The organism is Corallococcus macrosporus DSM 14697 (assembly GCF_002305895.1).
GTDB classification, from domain to species: Bacteria; Myxococcota; Myxococcia; order Myxococcales; family Myxococcaceae; genus Myxococcus; species Myxococcus macrosporus.
This window is the reverse complement of the sequence record NZ_CP022203.1, coordinates 8209897-8231551: the sequence shown is the minus strand read 5'-3', so window position 1 is coordinate 8231551 and position 21655 is coordinate 8209897. Positions and strand designations below refer to the sequence as shown.

At 70.2% G+C, this 21655-nt stretch carries 22 protein-coding genes; 16 read left to right on the top strand and 6 right to left on the bottom strand.

Annotation, left to right across the window (positions count from 1 at the left end):
* Nucleotides 1–67: 67 nt before the first annotated feature.
* Nucleotides 68–1891: an ABC transporter ATP-binding protein gene (locus tag MYMAC_RS33440; RefSeq protein WP_013937431.1), complete on the top strand. Its 1824-nt coding sequence runs from the start codon at nt 68–70 to the stop codon at nt 1889–1891.
* 3 nt (nt 1892–1894) lie between these two features.
* Here the strand turns inward: MYMAC_RS33440 and MYMAC_RS38150 are convergent, their stop codons facing one another.
* Complete coding sequence (locus MYMAC_RS38150) at nt 1895–2158, bottom strand: hypothetical protein (RefSeq protein WP_239989176.1); 264 nt, start codon at nt 2156–2158, stop codon at nt 1895–1897.
* 194 nt (nt 2159–2352) lie between these two features.
* On the opposite strand from MYMAC_RS38150, the gene MYMAC_RS33430 reads away from it, so the two are divergent.
* A complete protein-coding gene (locus MYMAC_RS33430) occupies nt 2353–4371 on the top strand; it encodes an ankyrin repeat domain-containing protein (RefSeq protein WP_095961003.1) in 2019 nt (672 codons plus the stop codon).
* A 6-nt stretch (nt 4372–4377) separates the two neighbouring features.
* Here the strand turns inward: MYMAC_RS33430 and MYMAC_RS33425 are convergent, their stop codons facing one another.
* Entirely contained in the window at nt 4378–4722 is a 345-nt protein-coding gene (locus MYMAC_RS33425) for a thioredoxin family protein (RefSeq protein ID WP_013937434.1), read from the bottom strand.
* Between the two features lie 41 nt (nt 4723–4763).
* Nucleotides 4764–6299 carry a CotH kinase family protein gene (locus MYMAC_RS33420; RefSeq protein WP_095961002.1) on the bottom strand — a complete coding sequence of 512 codons (1536 nt, stop codon included), beginning with the start codon at nt 6297–6299 and terminating at the stop codon, nt 4764–4766.
* 625 nt (nt 6300–6924) lie between these two features.
* On the opposite strand from MYMAC_RS33420, the gene MYMAC_RS33415 reads away from it, so the two are divergent.
* A complete protein-coding gene (locus MYMAC_RS33415; protein ID WP_095961001.1) occupies nt 6925–8640 on the top strand; it encodes an SMI1/KNR4 family protein in 1716 nt (571 codons plus the stop codon).
* A 61-nt stretch (nt 8641–8701) separates the two neighbouring features.
* On the opposite strand, the gene MYMAC_RS33410 is transcribed toward MYMAC_RS33415, so the two are convergent.
* The 3 genes from MYMAC_RS33410 to MYMAC_RS33400 all read right to left on the bottom strand — a co-directional run bounded on the left by MYMAC_RS33410 (nt 8702) and on the right by MYMAC_RS33400 (nt 10240).
* Entirely contained in the window at nt 8702–8974 is a 273-nt protein-coding gene (locus MYMAC_RS33410; protein WP_013937437.1) for a hypothetical protein, read from the bottom strand.
* Nucleotides 8975–9085: 111 nt separating this feature from the next.
* Nucleotides 9086–9763: a SanA/YdcF family protein gene (locus MYMAC_RS33405; protein WP_095961000.1), complete on the bottom strand. Its 678-nt coding sequence runs from the start codon at nt 9761–9763 to the stop codon at nt 9086–9088.
* Between the two features lie 48 nt (nt 9764–9811).
* On the bottom strand, nt 9812–10240 hold the full coding sequence (locus MYMAC_RS33400) for a response regulator (protein ID WP_013937439.1): 429 nt from the start codon (nt 10238–10240) through the stop codon (nt 9812–9814).
* A gap of 216 nt (nt 10241–10456) precedes the next feature.
* Here MYMAC_RS33400 and atpG point away from each other — a divergent pair, with 216 nt between their 5' ends.
* The 13 genes from atpG to MYMAC_RS33335 all read left to right on the top strand — a co-directional run bounded on the left by atpG (nt 10457) and on the right by MYMAC_RS33335 (nt 21582).
* Nucleotides 10457–11341, top strand: coding sequence for an ATP synthase F1 subunit gamma (gene atpG, locus MYMAC_RS33395; protein WP_095960998.1), 885 nt, complete (start codon nt 10457–10459; stop codon nt 11339–11341).
* Between the two features lie 311 nt (nt 11342–11652).
* Nucleotides 11653–13092 carry a F0F1 ATP synthase subunit beta gene (gene atpD / locus MYMAC_RS33390; protein ID WP_095960997.1) on the top strand — a complete coding sequence of 480 codons (1440 nt, stop codon included), beginning with the start codon at nt 11653–11655 and terminating at the stop codon, nt 13090–13092.
* Nucleotides 13093–13128: 36 nt separating this feature from the next.
* A complete protein-coding gene (locus MYMAC_RS33385; RefSeq protein WP_095960996.1) occupies nt 13129–13692 on the top strand; it encodes a hypothetical protein in 564 nt (187 codons plus the stop codon).
* A 21-nt stretch (nt 13693–13713) separates the two neighbouring features.
* Complete coding sequence (locus MYMAC_RS33380) at nt 13714–14124, top strand: F0F1 ATP synthase subunit epsilon (protein WP_095960995.1); 411 nt, start codon at nt 13714–13716, stop codon at nt 14122–14124.
* A gap of 310 nt (nt 14125–14434) precedes the next feature.
* Complete coding sequence (locus tag MYMAC_RS33375; protein WP_013937444.1) at nt 14435–14815, top strand: group I truncated hemoglobin; 381 nt, start codon at nt 14435–14437, stop codon at nt 14813–14815.
* 15 nt (nt 14816–14830) lie between these two features.
* Entirely contained in the window at nt 14831–15829 is a 999-nt protein-coding gene (locus tag MYMAC_RS33370; protein WP_095960994.1) for a 2Fe-2S iron-sulfur cluster-binding protein, read from the top strand.
* A gap of 1 nt (nt 15830) precedes the next feature.
* Nucleotides 15831–16277, top strand: coding sequence for an RrF2 family transcriptional regulator (locus MYMAC_RS33365; protein ID WP_013937446.1), 447 nt, complete (start codon nt 15831–15833; stop codon nt 16275–16277).
* The gene (locus tag MYMAC_RS33360; RefSeq protein WP_095960993.1) at nt 16274–16534 is read left to right on the top strand and encodes a hypothetical protein; all 261 of its coding nucleotides are present in this window, start codon (nt 16274–16276) and stop codon (nt 16532–16534) included. The genes MYMAC_RS33365 and MYMAC_RS33360 overlap by 4 nt, the downstream gene beginning before the upstream one ends.
* 357 nt (nt 16535–16891) lie before the next feature.
* Nucleotides 16892–17920 carry an ADP-ribosylglycohydrolase family protein gene (locus MYMAC_RS33355; RefSeq protein WP_095960992.1) on the top strand — a complete coding sequence of 343 codons (1029 nt, stop codon included), beginning with the start codon at nt 16892–16894 and terminating at the stop codon, nt 17918–17920.
* Nucleotides 17921–18035: 115 nt separating this feature from the next.
* Complete coding sequence (locus MYMAC_RS33350; RefSeq protein ID WP_239989174.1) at nt 18036–18488, top strand: phage holin family protein; 453 nt, start codon at nt 18036–18038, stop codon at nt 18486–18488.
* The gene (locus tag MYMAC_RS33345) at nt 18485–19003 is read left to right on the top strand and encodes a hypothetical protein (protein ID WP_095960991.1); all 519 of its coding nucleotides are present in this window, start codon (nt 18485–18487) and stop codon (nt 19001–19003) included. The genes MYMAC_RS33350 and MYMAC_RS33345 overlap by 4 nt, the downstream gene beginning before the upstream one ends.
* Nucleotides 19004–19033: 30 nt before the next feature.
* Nucleotides 19034–20377 (top strand): cytochrome ubiquinol oxidase subunit I, encoded by a 1344-nt coding sequence (locus tag MYMAC_RS33340; RefSeq protein WP_095960990.1) that lies wholly within the window; start codon nt 19034–19036, stop codon nt 20375–20377.
* 152 nt (nt 20378–20529) lie between these two features.
* The gene (locus MYMAC_RS33335) at nt 20530–21582 is read left to right on the top strand and encodes a cytochrome d ubiquinol oxidase subunit II (protein ID WP_095960989.1); all 1053 of its coding nucleotides are present in this window, start codon (nt 20530–20532) and stop codon (nt 21580–21582) included.
* Nucleotides 21583–21655: the final 73 nt, after the last annotated feature.

The window sequence follows — 21655 nt, the reverse complement described above, 5'->3', positions numbered from 1 at the left end:
GGCGCGGTCCGCGTTATGAACGCGGACCGTGTCTCCTCGTCCCGCCGCCACAGCCACCGACGTCCCGTTGTCGCTCAAGGCCCGCTTCCAGAACGCAGGCAGCCTCTTCAAGCAGCTCCCGGGCACGTTCCGGCTCTTCTGGCAGGCCAGCCCCCGCGGCGCGGTGGTGCTGGGCGCGCTGACGCTGGTGGCGGCGCTGCTGCCGGCGGCCATCGCCTGGGTGGGCAAGCTCATCGTGGACTCGGTGGTGGCGGCGGCGCAGGGCTCGGTGGAGGCCCGCTCGCGGGTGTACGGGCTGGTGGGGCTGGAGTTCGGGCTGATGCTGGGCTCGGCGGTGGTGGACCGCGGGCTGACGCTGACGCGTGAGCTGCTGCGCGCCAACCTGGGGAACCTGCTCAACGAGCGCATCCTCCAGAAGGCGTTGGCGTTGGAGCTGCGCCACTTCGAGGACTCGGCCACCTACGACAAGATGCAGAACGCGCGGCGCGAGGCGAACAGCCGGCCCTTGTCGCTGGTGACGCAGGCGTTCTCCATTGTCCGCAACACCATCACCCTGGGCACCTTCGCCGCGCTGCTGGTGGCGCTGTCGCCGTGGAGCGTGGTGGTGCTGGTGGCCGCGTCGGTGCCGGCCTTCATCGCCGAGGCGCGGCTGGCCATGGCGGGCTTCCGGCTCTACTCGTGGCGCGCGCCGGAGGGGCGCAAGCTGAACTACCTGGAGTGGATCCTCACGCGGGACAGCCACGTGAAGGAGGTGAAGCTCTTCGGGTTGGGGCCGCTGGTGCTGGGGCGGTACCGCACGCTCTTCCAGAAGTTCTTCGCGGAGGACCGGGCGCTGGCCTACCGCCGGATGGCGTGGGGGCTGGGGCTGGGGGTGCTCTCGCTGGGGGCGTTCTACGGCTGCTACCTGCTGGTGGCGGGCCGCGCGGCGAGCGGGGCGATTACGGTGGGCGACATGGTGCTGTACCTGAGCGTGTTCCGTCAGGGGCAGGCGGCGTTCCAGGGCATCCTGACCAGCGTGGGCTCCATGTACGAGGACGCGCTCTTCATGAGCAACCTGTTCGCGTACCTGGACATCCCCACCGGCGGCGAGGCGACGCGCGTGTCGCCGCCGCGCTCCGTGCCGCGAGGCCATGACAGCGCCATCGAGCTGCGCGACGTGTCCTTCCGCTATCCGGGCAAGGAGGCGTGGGCGCTGAAGAACGTGTCCCTGACGCTGAAGCCGGGTCAGAAGCTGGCGCTGGTGGGGGAGAACGGGGCGGGGAAGAGCACGCTGGTGAAGCTGCTGCTGCGCCTGTACGAGCCGGTGGACGGGGACATCCTCTACGGCGGCGTCAACCTGAAGGACATGGACGTGGAGGATTTGCGCAGCCGCTTCGGGGCGGTGTTCCAGGACTTCGTGCGCTACCAGTTCAACGTGGCGGAGAACATCGGCCTGGGGCACGTGCCGGCGCTGGAGGACCGTGGCCGCATCGTGAAGGCGGCGGAGGAGGGTGGGGCCAGCGGGGTGATTACGGCCTTGCCGCAGCAGTACGACACGATGCTGGGCGGCTGGTTCGAGAAGGGGCAGGAGCTGTCGGCGGGCCAGTGGCAGAAGCTGGCGGTGGCGCGGGCCTTCATGCGTGACGACGCGGAGGTGCTGATTCTGGACGAGCCCACGGCCAGCATCGACGCGGAGGCGGAGCACGCGCTGTTCGAGCGTTTCCAGGCGCTGGCGGCGGACCGCATCGCGATTGTGATTTCGCACCGCTTCTCCACGGTGCGCATGGCGGACCAGATTGCCGTGCTCCACAACGGGCAGGTGGACGAGCTGGGCAGCCACGACGAGCTGATGGCGAAGGACGGCCGCTACGCGCACCTGTTCCGGCTGCAGGCGCGCGGGTACCAGGACTGAACGTCAGCCGCGTCCACCGCGCAGCCGTTCGATTTCCGCCCGGGCCTCGGCGAGCTGACGCTCCGCCTCCTCGCGGCGGCGGGTCTCCTCGGCGAGTTGCCGCCTGAGCTTCGAAAGGCGGGCCTCGGCAAGGTCGAGCTTGGATGGAAGGCTGTCGATGATGCGCTGGCGCTCTTCGGGAGAGAGCGCGTCCCATACCTCCTGGGGCGGCGCGCGCGGGTCATCCGGGTCGACGTGGTAGGGCTCGAAGGGCATGAGGTCGTGCATGAGAGTAGGCCGCGCCGCCACGGGGGCCAAGTGGCGGGTAAGGCAGTGTCGTCCTTGAATTCAAGGTGATGGTGCGTGTGGTCCCGAGGACTGTGAGCAAGCAGCGGCCATGCCACTGCTTGGCGCGCGAGAATTCTCGGATGGCGATGGTTCTCGTGGCCCGCGAGTTTCATGTGCGCGCACGTCACTGACTCATGGCAGCTTCCCTTGCCATGCCGCGTGCTCAAGCTCCGAAGAAGGTCGATGTCGCTGCGTTGATGAAGAAGGCGGACAGCCTGCTGGACGAGATGCCGCCGCAGCTCGACCAGGCGATTCCGTTGCTCCGCGAGGTGGTGGATGCGGAGCCCGAGCACCTGCTGGGACTCCACTCGTTGAGCTGGGCGCTGGACCCGACGCGCCGCATGGAGCCGCACCGCTGGGAGCGAGCGCTGAAGGCCGAGCATTGGCGGCTGCGCGACCGAATCCTGGAGCTGACGCGAGGGACGAAACCCAGCAGCAAGCTGACGCTCGCCCATCGCGCGCGTTCACTGGCGCTGAGTCAGTGGGCGGAGGACCTGGTGCGGCGCAAGCCGACCGTGGCGCAGCTCGACGAGGTGGAGGCCGCGCTGGACGAGGCCGACAGCATGCGGCCACTCCCGGACCACCAACGTGGACGCCGTGGACTCGAAGCCTGGCGTGCGCTGACGCAGGGCAAGCAGGAGCAGGGCTACCGGGAGCTGCTCGCCAAGGTGGAGGAGCACCCTGGCATGTGCGCGCAGGGCGTGACGGATGACAGTGACCCGCTCAACTTCCAGGGGCTGGAGGGCGCTTTCTCCGACGAGGGCTTTCACGCGTGGCTGCGGAAGCAGAAGCCCGCTGCGCGCCCCAAGGGGAAGAAGGCCAAGGACCTGGACGAGGGGCTCCTGCTCGCGGCGGGACTGGATGCGAAGCCCTTCTTCGGCCCAGGCTTTGAAGGAAACAGTCGCACGGGCCGCGTGCTGGCCCTGGTCGCGCTGGGCGCGAGCCTGGAGGCGAGGGCCTCCAGCAAGCACAGCGCGCTCCACCTGGCCGCGATGGTGGATGACGCGGCGCTGGTGACGGAGTTGCTCCGCCTCGGTGTCGCCCCCGAGGCGGTTGACTCCAAGAAGTCCACGCCGCTGCACGTCGCGGCCGAGCACGGCAGCGTGTCCTGCATCGCGCCGCTGGCGAAAGGCGGCGTGCCCGTGGATGCGCTCGATGCGTCAGGGCGGACCGCGCTCTTCGAGGCGCGTCAGGCCGACGTGGCCCAGGCGCTCATCGACGCGGGAGCGAACCCCAACGCGGGCAAGGGCTGGACGCCGCTGCACCAGCACGCGCGCTTCAAGGAGCGAGGCCCTGTCATCGAGGTCCTGCTCAAGGCGGGAGCGGATGCCTCGCTCAAGAATGGCAGCGGCCAGACGCCCGTGCAGGAAGCGCTGGAGCACAAGAACGCGTCCCTTGCCCAGCTTCTGGGCGCCAAGGCCCCCAAGGGGAAGGCGGGCACGTTGGACGTGAGGCCGCTGCTGGAGGCGCTGGAGCGTCAGCGCAAGACGCTGCTCAAGGCCTGGTACTTCGAGGACAAGAACGTAGAGGGCGTCGAACAGGTCCTGAAGGGGCTCGCGCTGCAGGGCGCCACGTCGTGGGACCAGCTCGCGGGCGCGCTCCAGGGCGAGCTCCCCTGGACGGCCATGGCGGTGGTGGAGCTCGCGCGGGACGTGCTGCCGGCGGAGGAGAAGGCCCCGCGTCTCTCCAAGCCGCCGCGCTTCGTGCGTGGGGACCTCGTGGTGAAGGGCGACGTGCACCTCGATGGGCCGCTGCTCGTGACGGGAGACCTCACGGTGGAGGGCGTGGTGCGCAACGCGGGGATGGAAGGGCTGCTCGTGGTCGGGGGCACGCTTCACGCCACCGGCGTGGACACGGACAGCGAGGTCGTCGTGGGCAAGGACCTGGTGGCCCAGGTGGTGTGGGGCCATGGCAACGACGCCTCGCTCCGGGTTGGCGGCGTGCTGAAGGCAGACGTGGTCATCGCGGACGACCACGACATCCAGGCCAAGGTGAAGGCGAAGCACCACTACGAGAACGGTGAGTTCGACGCGGCCGACGCGACGCTCGAGGAGGTCTTCGTCACGAAGGCCTTCGCGAAGTCGGAGCTGGACCGGGACAAGCTGTTCAACGTGCTCCGCAAGACTGGGAGCGTGTTGGTTGCAAAGCGCTGAGGCGCGTTACGCGGCGGGCAGGTGGTCCCGGATGACGCCGAGCCAGTACTCTTTCCCATAGTACTGGCTCATCTTCCCGATGAGCTTCCCCTCGCGGAACAGGAGGAAGGTCGGGATGCCGAAGAGGCCGAAGCGCCTGGCCAGGTCCTCGTACTGATACGCGTTCACCTTCACGACGCGCATCGGCGCGCCCTCCAGCTCCGCCAGCAGGGCGGGTTCGGCCGCCGCGTAGATGTCGCAGTTCGGGCAGCCGTCACCCCAGAAGTCGACGACCACCAGCTCGCCCTTGGGCTCCAGGACCAGTTGGTCGAAGTTCTCCGCCGTCCCCTCGTAGCTCACGGGATGTGCCATGGCCTCCTGCCTAACGGGCTCGGGTGTCGCGTTCAACCTGCTCACGGGCGTCGCGGCGCGAAGTCCTCGCCCGTGCCACCGCCCTGACGCTCGTACACCGTGCCGGCGGGCAGCGGCCCGTACCAGACCGCATCCGTGGGGCCGTATACGCGCGGACGCGAGCCACCGGTTGCGTTGAACACCCCCACTTCGCCTCCCTCCGAAGGCAGGGAGAAGGGCAGGTGCAGGGGCCCGCGGGACGCGTCACCGCTGGCTTCCAGCCGGACCGCGGCGCCGGGCTCCAGGCCGCCCGCGGGGAGCCTGTGGCGCACGGGCGCGCGCAGGTTCACCGTGACCTCGTAGTCCTCCAGCCGCAGGGGCACGTCGCCGCGGTTGTACAGCTCCACGAAGCCCGTGGCGCCTGGCGCGATGGCGCGGATGACCAGCGGACCCGACCCGTGCTCGCGCAGGGCGTCCCGTGCATCGAGCAACCAGGCCCGCCGTCCGCGCACGTAGTCCCGGAGGACGTCCCGGGCGCGGCGTGCATGCGCTTCGGAGACGGAGGCGTCCTGACGCAGCTCGGGCTCCACGACCTTCCACAGGGCGTCGATGTGCGCCAGGGCCCGCGCCTCGGAGAAGGGGCCTTCGAGCGCGGCGTCCAGCTTCTCGAGCACCCGCGCCCGCAGGGCCGGGCGCTCCCATACGCGCGTCGCGAGCACGCTCCACGTGGGACGCTGCTCGGGACGGGTCCGCACGCGCTGGTCGAAGACGTCCTGAACCGCGGCGTCATACAGCGTGAAGGGCTGCGGCGAGGCGTCGACGGGGAGCGGCGTCTCGGGGTTCGCCGTGCGCCAGTAGAGCATCCGCGCGTTGTTCAAATCCCACGGCACGTACGTCCACCGGTCCGTCTGGGGCTCGTGAATCCAGAAGCTGCCCGAGTCCTCGATGAGGCTGTTGGAGATGAGCGCGTCCGCCACCAGGTTGCCGAGGTACGCCTCCACGTCCACGTGTCGCTCCAGCATGGCGTCGAAGGTGGCGTCATCGCCCCGGTTCACCCAGGCCAGGAGCGCATCGAGCGCCTCGCGTCCCGGGGAGTCGTTGGGGAGGCGCTTGTCGAAGTCTCCCTGGTGGGGGCCGGGCTTCAGCGTCAGCTCGCAGTTGCGGTGGCCGCAGCGGTAGATGGCCGCGTCACGCGCGTGTCCGTGGTGTCGCAGCCAGTCCTTTCCCACGTGCTCCATGTCCAGGTAGAGCCCCTGGTGTTCGCCATTCACGCTCACGCGCGCGTAGCGGGCGCCAGGCACTGGCAGCTTCATCGCGGTGTACAGGTCCACCGCGAACTTCTCCGTCAGCTTCCCGCCGTCGGACCAGCTCGCGAGCAGGTGGAAGTGGTCGCGGTCCTCCAGGGACTGGCCGGAGTCGAGTTCGATTTTGTAGCTCTTCTGTGGCAGCTCCCGCGTGCTGGCGCCCCGGAACCGGAGCTGTCCCGTGGCGCGCGCGCCGCCCAGCGTCACCACGCAGGGAACCCTGTCGTCCGATGACGGGTCGGCCTCCAGCTTCGCGAGGTCTTCCGGCGCGACGTCCAGGGCGAAGGTGGGCACGTCCTGCTGAACCCGGGGATACGTCCCCCAGGGGGGCGACGGCGAGGCCTCAAGAGACAAGTCCTCGCGAGCCGGCCCATCACCTGGACCGCAAGCGGCCAGGCCCACCCAGCATGCCACCCACCACCCCGCGACGCCTCGCATGCATCCTCCCCACGGACCCCGAGCCCGGGACGGCGCGCGGCCTGTGCGCGCGGTGCGTCCGGGACGAACTGGCGGAGGCTAAGCACGGTCTGGAGAATGGCTCGTGGGCGCGAGTGTCCGTCGCCGTCGACCGCTCCGGCTGGCACCTGGGCGGCCAGCGGGGCGGGCCGTTGCCGGGTTCAGGGCGTTTCACCCGCCGGAGGGTGGATCAGCGCGGGGCCTGGATGGCCTTGTCGCGCGGGTCCTCGCGGAGGGGGGCGCGGGCGTCGCTCGGGCGCGCGAGCCCTGTTTCTCGGGAGGAGGGGATGGGCTGGACGGGGGCCACGGGTTTTCAAGGTATGCCTGCGAGAGGGGACGACCGCCCTGTCAGCCGGAGCGGTTTGGATCAGCTCTGGCGCGGTGTCATCAAAAGCCAAAGCTCGCACTGCGCAGGAGCGCACAGCCGCCGTAAGGTTGTGCGACTGGATGTCGTGGAGGGGTCATGCACGAGTGGTTGGAGGCACTTCGCAAGTCGGTCAGGGCATCGTCAACTGGCGTCTCTCCCGATGAGATTCGCCGGGCCGAAACGGAGTGCGGCGTTCCATTTCCCGACGAGCTCAGCGCCCTGTATCAGGCGTTCGACGGGGGCGAGCTCAACGGTGAGGTCCAGCTCTTCCGCCTGCACGGGGCGGAGGGGGCCCCGAGCGTCCTGGAGAAGACCCGCCTCAAGCTGGAAGGGCTGCCCGCGGCGGGGCTGTGGCGCATTGGCTTGAAGGGGCAGCACCGGCACCTCTTCGCCTCGCGCAAGTCCGCGATGGTGGAGCAGGGGGACGGTGGCGGGCCGTTGCCGGGCTGGGTCGAGGCGCTCGAAGGCGACGACTGGGTCTACGGCACCTGGGAGGGCGAGAAGCGGCAGATGCGGCTGTATCGCTCGCTGAAGGACATGCTCGACGTGCTCGTCCCGCCCGCGGAGGTGGAGAGCTTCGGGGAGCGCACCTTCGCCCGCGCGATGAATGCCGTCCTCCAGGGAGCGCTGTCCGGCGTCCAGGCCGACGGGGAGGAGGAAGAGGAGGCGCTCGAAGAAGCGGCGGAGGCCGGCGAGGAGGCGCCCGAAGCCGCGGCGCAGGCCGACGAGGCGGAGCAGCTCGAGGAGGCGGAGCTGGCCGACGAAGTGGCGGCTGAAGAGGCGCCCGTCGAAGAAGAGGCGGCGATTCGCGAGCTCGCTTACGAGTACGACGATTCATCCTCGTCCTCGCGGTACCAGGAGGGCGATGGGGCGAGTGCTCGCACGGCCCGGTCGGGCAAGGGACGGGGGCAACAGGCTCAGCAGATCCCGCTCGCCATCGGCGGCGCTGGCGTGCTGTTCCCGCGAGGCAAGCCGGGCAAGGTCCAGCGCGTGAAGAAGGCCGCTGAGGACTCTGCTGTCTTGAGGAAGGCCGTGCAGGAGGCGGCTTCCTCCCCGGCTTCCCTCATCGCGGCTGCTTCGGCCCAGGAGGCCGCGCCCAAGAAGACCGCCGTGAAGAAGGCCGCCGCTGCGGTTGAGGTGACCCCTGCGCAGGCGCTCCCTGCCGAGGAGGCTGTCTCGGAGACGCCCGCCGCGAAGAAGCCCGCTCCTTCGAGAAGCACGGCGAAGACCGCCGCGACGACGGCGTCCACCTCGAAGGCCGTGGAGAAGACCGCGACAGCCCAGCGGGCGGATACCAAGGCGACTCCTGCTCGGAAGGGCGCCGCGAAGGCCGCTGCAGCGACGGCCGCCACCAGGCAAGGCGCCGCGAAGGCTGCGACGAAGCCCGCTGCTCAGAAGGGCGCCGCGAAGGCTGCGACGAAGCCCGCTGCTCGGAAGGGCGCCGCGAAGGCTGCGACGAAGCCCGCTGCTCGGAAGGGCGCCGCGAAGGCTGCGACGAAGCCCGCTGCTCGGAAGGGCGCCGCGAAGGCTGCGATCAAGCGAGGCGCTGCGAAACCCGCTGCTCAAAAGGGCGCGGCGAAGCAGGCCACTGCGCGGAAGCCCACTGCCAAGACGGCCGCTGCGAAGAAGTCCGCACCCCAGAAAGGCGCCGCGAAGCAGGCTCCCGCCCGGAAGGGCGCGGCCAAGAAGTCTCCTGTGAAGAAGACCGCCACGAAGCAGGCTCCCACCAAGAAGAGCGCGGCCAAGAAGTCCGTGGCGAAGAAGACCTCCGCCAAGAAGGCCGCGGCGAAGAAGGGCGCTCGCGGCCGGTAGTCAGGAACTCGGAGGCAAGGCGCGCCACGGTGCCTTGCCTCGACGAGACCTCACCTCGCGTCTATCCCTGCGGCAGCTTGTCGAAGTCGATGGGCCGGATGCGGTACCCCGGCTGGGCCGTCAACTCCAGCGGCTCCTCTTCCTCATCACCACGGCGGAACTCATGAATCTCGTCCGGGAGGATGTCGCGGAAGTCCGGCTCCTCCTCCAGGGGCGGAGTCGCCGCCAGGTCCTGGTCGGAGATGTTGATTTCATCCTCACCGGTGTCCGGATTCATGTGACGCCGCGAGGTGGACTCGCCCACGTCGTCTGACCCCAGCTTCTTGAATCGCATGGCCTCTCCTCGGAAAGCGCGGTGGGTCGGCTGCCTTCGTCTCAAGAATGAGAACCCGCGGAGGCCGCGGCAATTCGCGCCGCCCGCCTGCCTGCCATGCCTGCCCGTGCCTCAGCGCTCCGGGAGCACGGCGCGGCCAGAGGGGTAGGCGGGCTCCACCTCCAGCACCACCATGGCCAGCGCCAGCACGCGCGACAGCGTCTCGCGCACCAGGTAGCGCCAGGGCGTCGGCCGTCCCTCGTCCGCGGCCACGCCCCACGCGTCAATGCCCACCGAGTTGGCGATGAACAGCGCCCGCGTCAGGTGGAACCGCTGCGTCACCAGCACCGCCCGCTTCGCACCGAACACCGTGGCGGCCCGCAGGCAGCTATCGTAGGTGGACAGCCCCGCTTCATCGCCCTGGACCGCGCTCTCCGGCACGCCGTGCTCCACCAGGTAGCGCCGCATGGCGCGCGTCTCATGGTGGAAGGGCTTCGTCTGGTCCCCGCTGACGAGCACCGTCTGCACCTTGCCCTGCCGCCACAGCGCGACGGCCGCGTCCAGCCGCTGGGCGAGCACGGGGGAGGGGACCGCGCCCCGCGCCAGCCCCGCGCCGAACACCAGCGCCACGGGGGCCTCGGGGGCCTGCTCCAGGGGGATGATGCGGTCCTCGTAGCTGACCCGGACGAAGTGGGAGAGGGCGAGCAGCCCCAGCCCACCCGCGGCCAGGACCGCGAGGCCCCTACGCAACCACACCCGTCTCGCACCGCCTGGCTTCATGGACCCCGAGAACACCGGTAGAGAGGCCATTGTGTTCCGGCCTCCCTCCACCTGGAAGCACAGAGCAACATCCCTGCATCAAGGCGGCGAGCCCGCCTGGGGACCTGCCGGCCTTGGCGCGAGCCGCTCGATGGCCTCCAGCAACTGCCGGGGCTCCACGGGTTTCTTCAAGAAGGCCGCCACGTTGTACATGGACGCGTAGACGGCCCGGTCCCTCGGGTTCATGGCCGCCATGCCCGCCGACAGGATGATGACCGGAACCTCGGCCAGGGCTTCACTGGTCTTGCGGGTCGTCAGCACCCGGTGGCCGTCCATGACGGGCAGGGCCATGTCCAGCACCATGAGCGCGGGACGGGGAGGGTGGGCCAGCGCCTCCAGCGCCTCCCGGCCGTTGCTCGCCACGCGCACCACGTGGCCGTGCATCTCCAGGTAGTCCTGGAGGGCCGCGCGGATATCCGCGTCGTCTTCGACAATGAGCAACGGACCGGATGACGTCGGGGCCACCATGACGGCAAGGTAAGTCCGTCTCCTACCGCGGGGAGGGGCTACCAGGGAGGCTCGGCTGGCTGCCACCCCGGGCGGGGCGGGCGATCGTCTGGCCGGCGGCGGCAGGCATCCGTTGACCGGCTCCCGCCCCGCCTATATAGGGGGCCCCGTCTTACCCTGCCCCCGCCTTCCTTCCGGACGACGCGGGTCGAACGCCCCACAGGAGCTCCCCGGTCCATGGCGTCCCTTCGCGACATTCGCAAGCGCATCCGCTCGGTGAAGAACACGCGGCAGATCACCAAGGCGATGAAGATGGTCTCCGCCGCGAAGCTCCGCAAGGCGCAGGACAACATCCTGGCCGCGCGCCCCTACGCGACGATGCTGGACCAGATCATCGCCGACCTGGCCGCCCGCGCCGGGGATGAGAGCCTCAGCCACCCGCTGCTCACGGCCCGCCCGGTGAAGCGCGTGGAGCTGGTGCTGCTCACGTCGGACCGTGGCCTCGCCGGCGGCTTCAACTCCAACGTCATCCGCCGCGCCAACCGGTTCCTCTACGAGAACACGAACCTGGAGAGCATCCGCCTCTCCACCGTGGGCCGGAAGGGCAACGACTTCTTCCGCAACCGCGGCCAGAGCATCCGCAAGGACTTCGGCGGCCTGTACCAGCGCCTGAACTACCGCGCCGCCGCGGACGTGGCGGAGGAGCTGGTGGCCAGCTACCTCAACGGCGAGGTGGACGCGGTCCACATCGTCTACAACGAGTTCGTCACCGCCATCTCCCAGACGGTGAAGGTCGCGCAGCTCCTGCCGCTGCAGACGCTGGGCGCGCCGGGCGAGGCCCCGGCGGCGGGCTCCACCGCGCTGGTGGACTTCAAGTACGAGCCGGACCGCCAGGCCGTGCTGGACCGCCTGGTGCCCCAGGCCGTCAACATCAAGCTCTACCGCGCCCTGCTGGAGAGCGTGGCCAGCGAGCACGGCGCCCGCATGAGCGCCATGGAGAACGCGACCTCCAACGCCACCGACATGATTGGCAGCCTGACGCTCACCTACAACCGCACGCGTCAGGCGGTCATCACCAAGGAGCTGATGGAGATCGTCTCCGGCGCCGAGGCGCTGAAGTAGGACGTCCCCCGGCTTCTCGCCCCGCCTGGGCCCGCTCCGTCCACCGGGGTGGGCCCTTCGCGTTTCAGGGGGAAGCTTGATCGCCCGGGCCGGCAGCCCGAGCAGCGGGCTGCCCCTGGTGTCCCAGCCGGATGGGAAGTAAGGGGGTGGCGCCCGGCATGTGGCTTGCGCTAAGCCGGACTTACCAGTGAGTTGCCCGGGAGGCTTGACCCCCGGGGGGGGCCCCGGTAAAGGGGGCCCGCCCTCCCAGCCGGGCCGAAATTTCAAGGGTGGCGGCGCCCGTCCGCTCCCCGTGCGAGGCAGACGATTCCATGAGCGCTCAAGTTCCGACGGCAGGCAGAATCATCCAGGTCCTCGGCCCGGTGGTCGACGTCGAGTTTCCGCCCGGCGGTCTCCCCGAGGTCTACACGGCCCTCAAGGTCACCAACGCGAACCTGAGCTCCGCCGCGGACAACCTCACCCTCGAGGTGGCGCAGCACCTGGGCGAGAACACCGTCCGCACCATCGCCATGGACTCCACCGAGGGCCTGGGCCGCGGCATGCCCGTCACCAACACGGGCGCCCCCATCCAGGTGCCGGTGGGCAAGGCCACCCTGGGCCGCATCCTGAACGTCACCGGTGAGCCGGTGGACGAGATGGGCCCCGTGAAGGCGCAGGAGCACTGGTCCATCCACCGCGCGCCCCCGCCCTTCACGGAGCAGGACGTGCGCGTGCAGATGTTCGAGACGGGCATCAAGGTCATCGACCTGCTCGCCCCGTACACCCGCGGCGGGAAGATCGGCCTCTTCGGCGGCGCCGGCGTGGGCAAGACGGTGCTCCTGCAGGAGCTCATCCGCAACGTGGCCGTGGAGCGCGGCGGCTTCTCCGTGTTCGCCGGCGTCGGTGAGCGCACCCGCGAAGGCAACGACCTCTACCACGAGATGCAGGACACGAAGGTCATCCAGACGGACAACCTGGAGGCCAGCCAGGCCGTGCTGGTGTACGGCCAGATGAACGAGCCGCCCGGCGCCCGCGCCCGCGTGGCCCTGTCCGCGCTGACCATGGCCGAGTACTTCCGCGACGTGGAAGGCCGCGACGTGCTCCTCTTCGTGGACAACATCTTCCGCTTCACCCAGGCCGGCTCGGAAGTGTCCGCCCTCCTGGGCCGCATCCCCAGCGCCGTGGGTTACCAGCCCACGCTGGCCACGGAGATGGGCGGCCTGCAGGAGCGCATCACCTCCACCACGAAGGGCTCCATCACCTCCGTGCAGGCCATCTACGTCCCCGCCGACGACCTCACGGACCCGGCGCCCGCGACGGCCTTCGCCCACCTCGACGCGACCACGGTGCTCAACCGCTCCATCGCCGAGCTGGCCATCTTCCCCGCCGTGGACCCGCTGGACTCCACCAGCCGCATCCTCGACCCGGCCGTCATCGGCGCCGAGCACTACGGCGTGGCCCGCAAGGTCCAGGGCATCCTCCAGCGGTACAAGGAGCTGCAGGACATCATCGCCATCCTCGGCATGGACGAGCTCTCCGAGGACGACAAGCTGGTGGTGGCCCGCGCCCGGAAGATCCAGAAGTTCCTGTCGCAGCCCTTCTTCGTGGCCAAGGTCTTCACCGGCAAGGACGGCCGCTACGTGAAGCTCCAGGACACCATCCAGGGCTTCAAGGAGATCGCCGAGGGCAAGCACGACGAAATCCCCGAGGGCGCCTTCTACATGGCGGGCAGCATCGACGAGGTCGTCGAGAACGCGCGGAAGATGGTGTGAGGTAGGCTGGACGCTCCTTCTCTCGCCGAGGTCACCATGCGCCGTGCCGCGCTCGCCCTGGTCCTGATGTGCCTGTCCTCCTCCGCCCTTGCGGAGGAGCGCCGGGGACGGGCTCGGGTGAGCGCCAACGGGCTCTACAGCGTCCGCATGGTGGAGGCGGGGCAGGACCAGTGCCGGCTGGAGGTGACGCAGGAGAGCGGCCCGGTGTGGTCGCTGGCGCAGTGCCTGGGCACGGTGGACGACTTCTACTTCGTCTCCAACGACGGCGAGCGCGTCTGGGTGGTGTGGCCACTGGTGGAGAAGGGCAAGCCGGCGCCGCGGCCGAAGAAGAAGTCGAAGGCGAAGAAGCCCAAGGGGCCTCCGGCCTGGGCGCGCGTGGTGGTGGCGGCGCAGTACGGGCGGGATGGCCAGCGGCTTCAGGAGAAGCGGCTGACCGAATGGCTCAACACGCGGCAGCTCTCCGAGGTGCGCCAGCTCACCCACCACTTCAAGTGGCTGGAGGGCACGCTCGGCATCCCGGGCAAGGGGCCCCGGCTGACGGACGCCGGGGTGGTGGAGTTGGAGCCAGTGGGTGGAACCACCCGCAAGCTCACGTTCTGATTGGGTTGTGCGAGGAGCCTCATGGCCAAGCTGACTGTGGAGATTGTCACCCCCGAGAAGCGCATCCTGTCGGTGCAGGCCGACGAGGCGATTGTTCCTGGCGGCCGGGGCCTGTTCGGCGTGCGCCCGGGGCACACCCCGTTCCTGTCGCTGATGGAGCCGGGCGCGTTGACCCTGATTGAGGGCGGCCGGCGCGAGTCCTACTTCGTCGCGGGTGGCTTCGTCGAAGTGGGCAACGACAAGGTGCTGGTGCTCGCCGACGCGGCCGAGCCCGTCACGGGCATCGACGTGGAAGGCGCCCGCCGCCGCATGACCGAGGCGCAGGAGCGCCTGAAGGGCCTGTCCTCCGAGGACGCGCGCTTCGAGCTGGAGCAGGCCACGGTGCGCCGTGAGGCCGCGCGCATCGGCGCCGCCAACACCGCGCGCGCGTAGTCCCCGCGCGAGCACGTTTCACCGCCCAGGGGCGCCTCGCGCTCCGGGCGGCTGGCGTGACCCCCGGGCTCCCCTCCCGTGGAGCCGGTGTCCGCTTCAGTCCCCGTGACGGCGCCCCCAGGGCTGCGCCTCCAGGGCGGGTTTCTCCTCTCACCTCCCATCCCCACCTCGGAGCTGACGAGACAGGCGTCAGGCCATGGCGTTGCATCCAGTAGCTTCACTGCTGGTGACGTTGTGTTTGACGGCGCGGGCTTTAAAGTGCATTTAGAATGCATCTTAAGGCCCATGCCGGGCGAGAGGAGCGAGCACCATGAGCAACGCGGCGGAGAAGAGTGTCTTCGAGCAGTTGGGCGGCGAGCCGGCGATGGCGGCGGCGGTGGAGGTCTTCTACCGGAGGGTGCTGTCGGACGAGCACATCAGCCACTTCTTCGAGGACGTGGACATGGAGCGCCAGGCGGCGAAGCAGAAGGCGTTCCTGACGATGGTGACGGGGGGGCCGGTCCACTACTCCGGCAGGGACATGCGCGCCGGCCACGCGCACCTGGTGCGGCGCGGGCTGGATGACTCGCACTTCGACGCGGTGGCGGGCCACCTGAAGGGGACGCTGGAGGAATTGGGTGTGCCCGCGCCGCTGGTGGCGAAGGTGCTGGCCATCGCGGAGAGCGCTCGCGCGGACGTCCTCAACCGCTGAACCCGGGAGCTCGCCATGGCCAAGGTGAAGCACGCGTCGGATTGGTATCCGCTGTCGTTCGGAGAGAGCGTGTTGGACGCGCTGCTGCGCCAGGGCGTGTCCGTTCCGCATGCGTGCCGCGCGGGGGCCTGCCAGTCCTGCCTGATGCGGGCCGTGGCGGGGACGGTTCCGGAGGCCGCGCAGGCGGGGTTGAAGGACACGCTCCGGGCGCAGGGGTACTTCCTCGCCTGTGCCTGCCGGCTCCCGGAGGGCGCGGCGCTGGAGGTCACCGACGCGGAGGCCCTGCGCGTCCCCGCGCGCATCCAGTCGCTGGACGCGTTGTCCGCCAGCGTCCTTCGCGTGCGGCTGGTGACGGACCGCCCCGTGGCGTACCGCGCGGGGCAATACATCTCCCTGGTGCGGGAGGACGGGCTGACGCGCAGCTACTCGCTGGCCAGCCTGCCTCACGAGGACGCACTGGAGCTGCATGTGCGACTCCATCCGGAAGGGGCGATGAGCGGCTGGCTGGCGCGTGACGCCCGGCCGGGAGACAGGCTCCAGGTCCAGGGGCCGGCGGGAAGCTGCTTCTACGTCCCCGGCCGGCCCGAGCAGCCCCTGCTGCTGGCGGGGACGGGCACCGGCCTGGCGCCACTGTATGGCATCATCAGGGACGCGCTGGAGGCGGGCCACACCGGGCCCATCTGGCTCTTCCACGGCGCGCGGACGCCCGAGGGGCTCTACCTCACCGACGCCCTTCGCTCCCTGGCGGAGCGCCATCCTCAGCTTCGCTATCGGCCGGGCGTGCTGGAGGGCGGCAGCCGGGATGTGGCGGAGGGCGCGCTCGATGTGCTCATTCGCGCGGAGTGCCCCAGGCCCGTGGGCTGGCGCGCGTGGCTCTGCGGAGACGGGCCGTTGGTGCTATCCCTCCGGAAGAAGCTGTTCCTCGCCGGGCTCTCGCTGAAGGACCTCCACGTGGATGCCTTCCTGCCGAGCGCCCCCCTGGCGCAGCGCACCACCGACGCCGGAGCCCGCTGACGTGCATCTCACCCTCCATGCCGACTACTCGCTGCGGGTGCTGCTCTACCTGGCCACACGCACCGGGCGCCCGGTCTCCACCCAGGAGATGGCGGATGCCTACGGCATCTCCAAGCACCACCTGGTGCGCGTGGTGCAGACGCTGGCGGGGCAGGGGGTGGTGGATGCACGAGCGGGCCGCTCCGGCGGCGTGGTGCTGGCGCGCCCGCCCGCGGACATCCAGGTGGGCAGCGTGCTGCGCGCCGCGGAGCCGGACTTCCACCTGGTGGAGTGCTTCGACCGGGAGCGCAACGCGTGCCCCATCGCTCCCGCCTGTGGGCTCAAGGGCGTGCTGGACGAGGCGCGTGAGGCGTTCCTCGCGGTGCTGGACCGGTACACGCTGGCGGACCTGCTCAAGCGCTCGCGTCCGAACCTGTCGGACTACTTCCTCTCCGCGCCGGCGCCATGATGTCCGGCACGCTGGAGCTGTTTCATCGCATCGTGGATGCACCTTCCGCGCAGGTCCGGTGCTACATCGTCGACTTCGCGTTGGAGGACCGCGTGCGCTTCCGCAACGTGGCCTTCGACGAGGCTGAAGCGGACTGGCGCCGGCTGGGTGGGCACACCACGCCCGCGCTCTGGGATGGCACGCGGCTCCACCAGGGCGCGCAAGCGGTGATGGCGCGGTTGCAGGCCGTCGTCAACCTGGGCCGTGATGACGCATGAAGTGACGGCGCGCGTGTGCTGACACCCGCGCGCTGGTGCCACCTGCGCGTCCCTCGTGCGCCATGCGCGAAGCTTCGAGAGTTGGACACGTGTACAGGTGCGCGAATGCGTGCACCCGCCGAGGCTTGCCGCGCGCGTGTTGGTTGCGGTAGTCACCCCACCCCGCGCTGCGATCCACGGGGCGCGAGGGATGGAGGGTGGACGGTGAAGAATCCGAGCGGAGTTTCGAGGACGGCTGTATCGCGCTCGTCAAGCCCCGGCATGATTCTTCCCGCACCGGCTCGCGGATGTTTCACGGGTTTCTCTCCTTTCTCGCTGGCCGTTCTGGCCTGAGCCTCGGTTAATCTCCACGACCCCATGCCGCTGACTCCCGCCGAGCGCCAGGACAGGTTCCATGCGGCGTTCGTGGGGCTCGCCATCGGTGATGCGCTCGGCTTCCCGCTGCGCGGCATTCCACCGGCGAGCCTCGCGCGGCTGCCCGGCCTCGCCGAGGACTTCGCGCCCCGCCCGCGCGGCAAGTTCGCCAAGGGCCAGTTCAGCGACGACACGCAGCTGCTGCTCGCGGCGGCGGAGAGCGTCATCCGCGAGGGCAAGGTGGAGGGCCGCAGCGCGGCGGCGCACCTGGCGTGGCTGTGGCAGGAGGGCATCATCCTCCAGCCGCCCAAGAGCCTGGCGGACGCGCTGCAGCGGCTGGCGGGTGGCGTGCCGTGGATGAGCGCGGGCGCGTCGCTGGGCACGCGGTGCCACTCGGTGCTCAGCCGCGCGCTGGTGGTGGGCCTCCTGGAGAGCGGCCACCGCGCGCGCCTGCCGCATGACGCCGGGGTGCTCACCGTCATCACCCACAAGGACCCGGTGTGCGCGGCGGCCGCGGCGGCCTTCGCGCAGGCGGCGGCGCTGGGCATGGAAGAGGAGCCGCTGACGCCCGCGGCCTTCTGCGAGGAGCTGGCGCTGTCGGCGGCCGTGCACGACAAGGGCCTGGCGGAGGAGGTGCGTCACCTGCCGCGCCTGCTGACGTGGGACACCGCGCGCGCGCTGTCGCAGCTCCGCAAGGTGGGCGTGCCCCCCAGTGAGCTGAAGGGCGTGGACGGGCTGCCGCCGCACGTGGTGCCGGTGCTGCTGACGTCGCTGTACGCCATCCTCAAGGTGCCGCACGACTTCCGGGAGGCGGTGGCCCTCACGCTGCGCTGTGGCGGCGAGGCGGACGTGGCCGCCGCGCTGACGGGCGCGCTGCTGGGCGCCCACCTGGGCACGCGCGCCATCCCCGCCCGGCTGCGCAAGCAGGTGTTGTACTCCGAGAACCTGATGGACACGGCGGACCGCCTCTTCCGCGCCCACCAGGTCCGCGAGACGCTGGCCACCGCCCTGGCGCACCGCCGCCGCCGCTGAACGCGAGGGCAGGGCAGGCGGGCAGCCGCAGGCGTGCATTCCCCCGGGGCTTCACTGGAGGGAGCGTCCTGCCCACCTTGTGCGAAGGAGCGGGCCGCAAGGATGCCAGGCAGGCATGGGAGCGCACGTGTGGTCCGCGAAGTCATCGCAGGAGGCGCACGTCGTGGACCTCGAATCGGAACGCCTGGAGCGAAGTCAACTGGAGACGCTTTCCACGGCGGAGCTCATCCGGCACGCCCTGGCGGAGACGCGCCTGTTGGTGCGCGCCGAGGTGATGCACGCCAAGAAGGAGCTGCGTGAGGAGCTGAAGGCCGCGCGCACCGCGGGCATCCTCCTGGGAGCGGGCGCGGTGCTGGCGCTCACCGCGCTGGCCGTCCTCTTCGTCGCGTTGGGACTGGCCCTGCCCCTGGGGCAGGCGGTGGGGGTGCTGGTGGTGGGCGTGGTGCTGCTGGCCATCGCCGGCGGCCTGCTCTTCCTGGGCAGCAAGCGCGTGCCCAAGAAGCCCCTGCCGCACACGCAGGAGCGCTTGAAGACGGACTACCACCTCACGCGGGAGACGCTGCAATGAACGGCAACGGCCGCGAAGAAGGCGTGCCCTCGGCAATCGAGCGGCACGAGGACCACCGCATCACCCGGGGCATGGGGGACCGCAAACAGGTAGAGGAGACCGCGGACCGCATCCGCGACGAGCTGCTGCTGACGCTGGCGGAGCTGGACCGGCGGCGTGAGCGCGCGCTCGACGTGCGCTACCACGCCATGCAGCACCGCAACGAGCTGATGACCGCTGGCGCCGCGCTGCTGACGGTGGTGGGCCTGGGCGTCGCGTATGCCGTGTACCGCGCGCGCCACCGGGACGAGATTCTGCGCCGCAAGCGCCGCAAGGCCCTGGCGCGCGCCTGGGAACACCCGGACCGCGTGGCCTCCACCGCGGAGCAGCGCCCGCTGGGCGCGGAGCTGGGACGCAAGCTCGTGCTCATCTTCGCCAGCGCGCTGGCCACCGCTGTCGCACGAAACGCGGTGGTGACGCTGGTTCCCGCGCGAAAGGCGCCGCCTTCCTCTGTGAGGATTGATAAGAACACGTAATTGCGACAAAATCAGACATAAACCATTCTGATGCCCATGACGGACCTGCTCTATGCGCGGGCTCAAATGGGCTTGTCGCTCGCGTTCCACATCGTCTTCGCGGCGGCGGGGGTGGCGCTCCCCGTCCTCATGGTGCTCAGTGACTGGAAGCACCGGCGCACCGGTGACGCGGACTACCAGAAGCTGAGTCAGAAGCTGGCGAAGGGGACGGCCATCCTCTTCGCGGTGGGCGCGGTGAGCGGGACGGTGCTGTCCTTCGAGCTGGGCCTGCTGTGGCCGGAGTTCATGGGGCAGTACGGCGAGGTGATTGGGCTGCCCTTCAGCCTGGAGGGCGTGGCCTTCTTCACCGAGGCCATCTTCCTGGGCATCTACCTGTACGGGCGGGAGCGGGTGTCGCCGGGGCTGCACCTGTTCTCCGGCGTGATGGTGGCGATAAGCGGCGCGGCGAGCGCCTTCTTCGTCACGCTGGTGAACACGTTCATGAACCACCCGTCGGGCTTCACGCCGTCGGCGTCCGGGCCCATGGACGTGGCGCCGCTGGTGGCCATGTTCAGTCCGGGCTGGCAGTACCAGACGGCGCACGTGCTGCTCTCCTGCTACCAGGCGAGCGCCTTCGCCATGGCGGGCATCCACGCCTTCGTGCTGCTGCGCCATCCGGGCGCGGCCTTCCATCGCAAGGCGCTGTCGGTGGCGCTGCCGCTGGCGTGTGTCACCGCGCTGCTCCAGCCGGTGGTGGGGGACTTGTCCGCCAAGCACGTGGCGAAGGCGCAGCCGGTGAAGCTGGCCGCGATGGAGGGCCAGTTCGAGACGGAGCGCGGCGCGCCGCTGCGGCTGGGTGGGCTGCCCGATGTGGAGACGGGCGAGGTGCCCTACGCGGTGGACATCCCCAAGGGTCTGTCGATTCTGGCCTTCGCGGACCCGGACGCGGAGGTGAAGGGGCTCAACGCCTTCCCTCGCGACGAGTGGCCGCCGGTGGCGAAGGTCCACGTGGCCTTCCAGCTCATGGTGGGCACCGGGAGCGCCATGGCGCTGCTGGCGCTGGTGACGCTGGTGTGGCGGTGGCGGAAGAAGGCATGGCCCCATGGGCGGAAGCTGATGTGGGCGTGGCTGCTGTCGGGCCCGCTGGGTGTGGTGGCCATGGAGGCGGGCTGGCTCGTCACGGAGTGGGGGAGGCAGCCGTGGATTCTGCGCGGGGTGATGCGCACGGCGGACGCGGTGACGCCGGTGCCGCATCTGGCCGCGCCCTTTTGGACCTTCACCGCCGTGTACGTGTTCCTCGGCGTGACGGTGGTGCTCCTGCTGGTGCGGCAGGTGGCGGGCACGCTGCCGGCGCGCGACAGCGGTCTGCTGGGAGGTGAGGCCCATGTCCACTGACGCGATGCGGAGCTTCACGGTGACGGGGACGCTGCCCCGCCGGGAAGGTGGCGCACTGGAGGGGCGGCCCATGCCCACTGAAGCGGTGCGGAGCATCACGGCGGCGGGAGCGCTGCCGCTCTCGCAGGGCGGAGCGCGGACAGGAGTGACCCATGTCCATTGACGCGATTCTGGGCTTCGCGGTGGCGGGGACCTTCGTCCTCTATGCCCTCTTTGGCGGCGCGGACTTTGGCGGAGGTGTGTGGGATTTGCTCGCCTTCGGGCCGCGCAAGGCGGAGCAGCGCGCGCTCATCGCTCGCGCCATCGGCCCGGTGTGGGAGGTGAATCACATCTGGCTCATCGTCGGGGTGGTGCTGCTGTTCGCCGGCTTCCCGCGTGCCTTCGCGGTGCTGAGCGTGGCGCTGCACGTCCCGCTGACGTTGCTGCTGCTGGGCATCGTGTTCCGGGGCGCGGCCTTCACCTTCCGGGCGTACGACACGCGCGGGGACGCGGTGCAGCGGCAGTGGGGGCTCGTCTTCAGCGGGGCCAGTGTCATCGCGCCGGTGTTGCTGGGCATGTGCGTGGGCGCGGTGGTGGGCGGCACCATCCGCGTGGAGGGCCGGGTGGTGGTGAGCGGCTTCTTCTCCTCGTGGCTCACGCCCTTCTCGTGGGCGGTGGGCGTGCTGGCGCTGTGTCTCTTCGCCTTCCTGGCGGCGGTGTACCTTACGCACGAGGCCCCCGCGTCCGAGCTGCGCGAGGACTTCCGTCGCCGGGCGATGGGGGCGGGCGTGGCGGTGTTCGTTTCGGCGCTGGCGGTGTTGCTGCTGGCCCGGGACGGCGCGCCGCGCGTGTGGGAGGGACTGTTGCGTTCGCCCTTCGCTCTGGCTCTGCATGCGGGCACGGCGGTGGCGGCGGTGGCGGCCTTCGCGCTCCTGTGGACGCGCCGCTTCCAATGGGCACGCGTCGCCGCGGCCGTGCAGGCGGGGCTCATCGTGCTGGGGTGGGCGGCTGCGCAGCAGCCGTACCTGGTTGTGCCAGACGTCACGCTGCAAGGCGCGGCGGCGAGCCCTGGCGCGCAGCGGTTGCTCCTGGTGGCGCTGGGCGTGGGCACGGCCGTCGTGGTGCCCTCGCTGGTGCTGCTGTTCCGCGTCTTCCGGCCCGTGCCGTCGCCTGGACATGGACCCATCTTCGACGTGGCGAATACCGCGACCGACCGGAGAACGTGATTGAGCCGAGTTGCGATTTGAGTGCACCGCGTCATCGGTTACGGGCATCCTGTTGAACCGGAGGCGCGGTGTC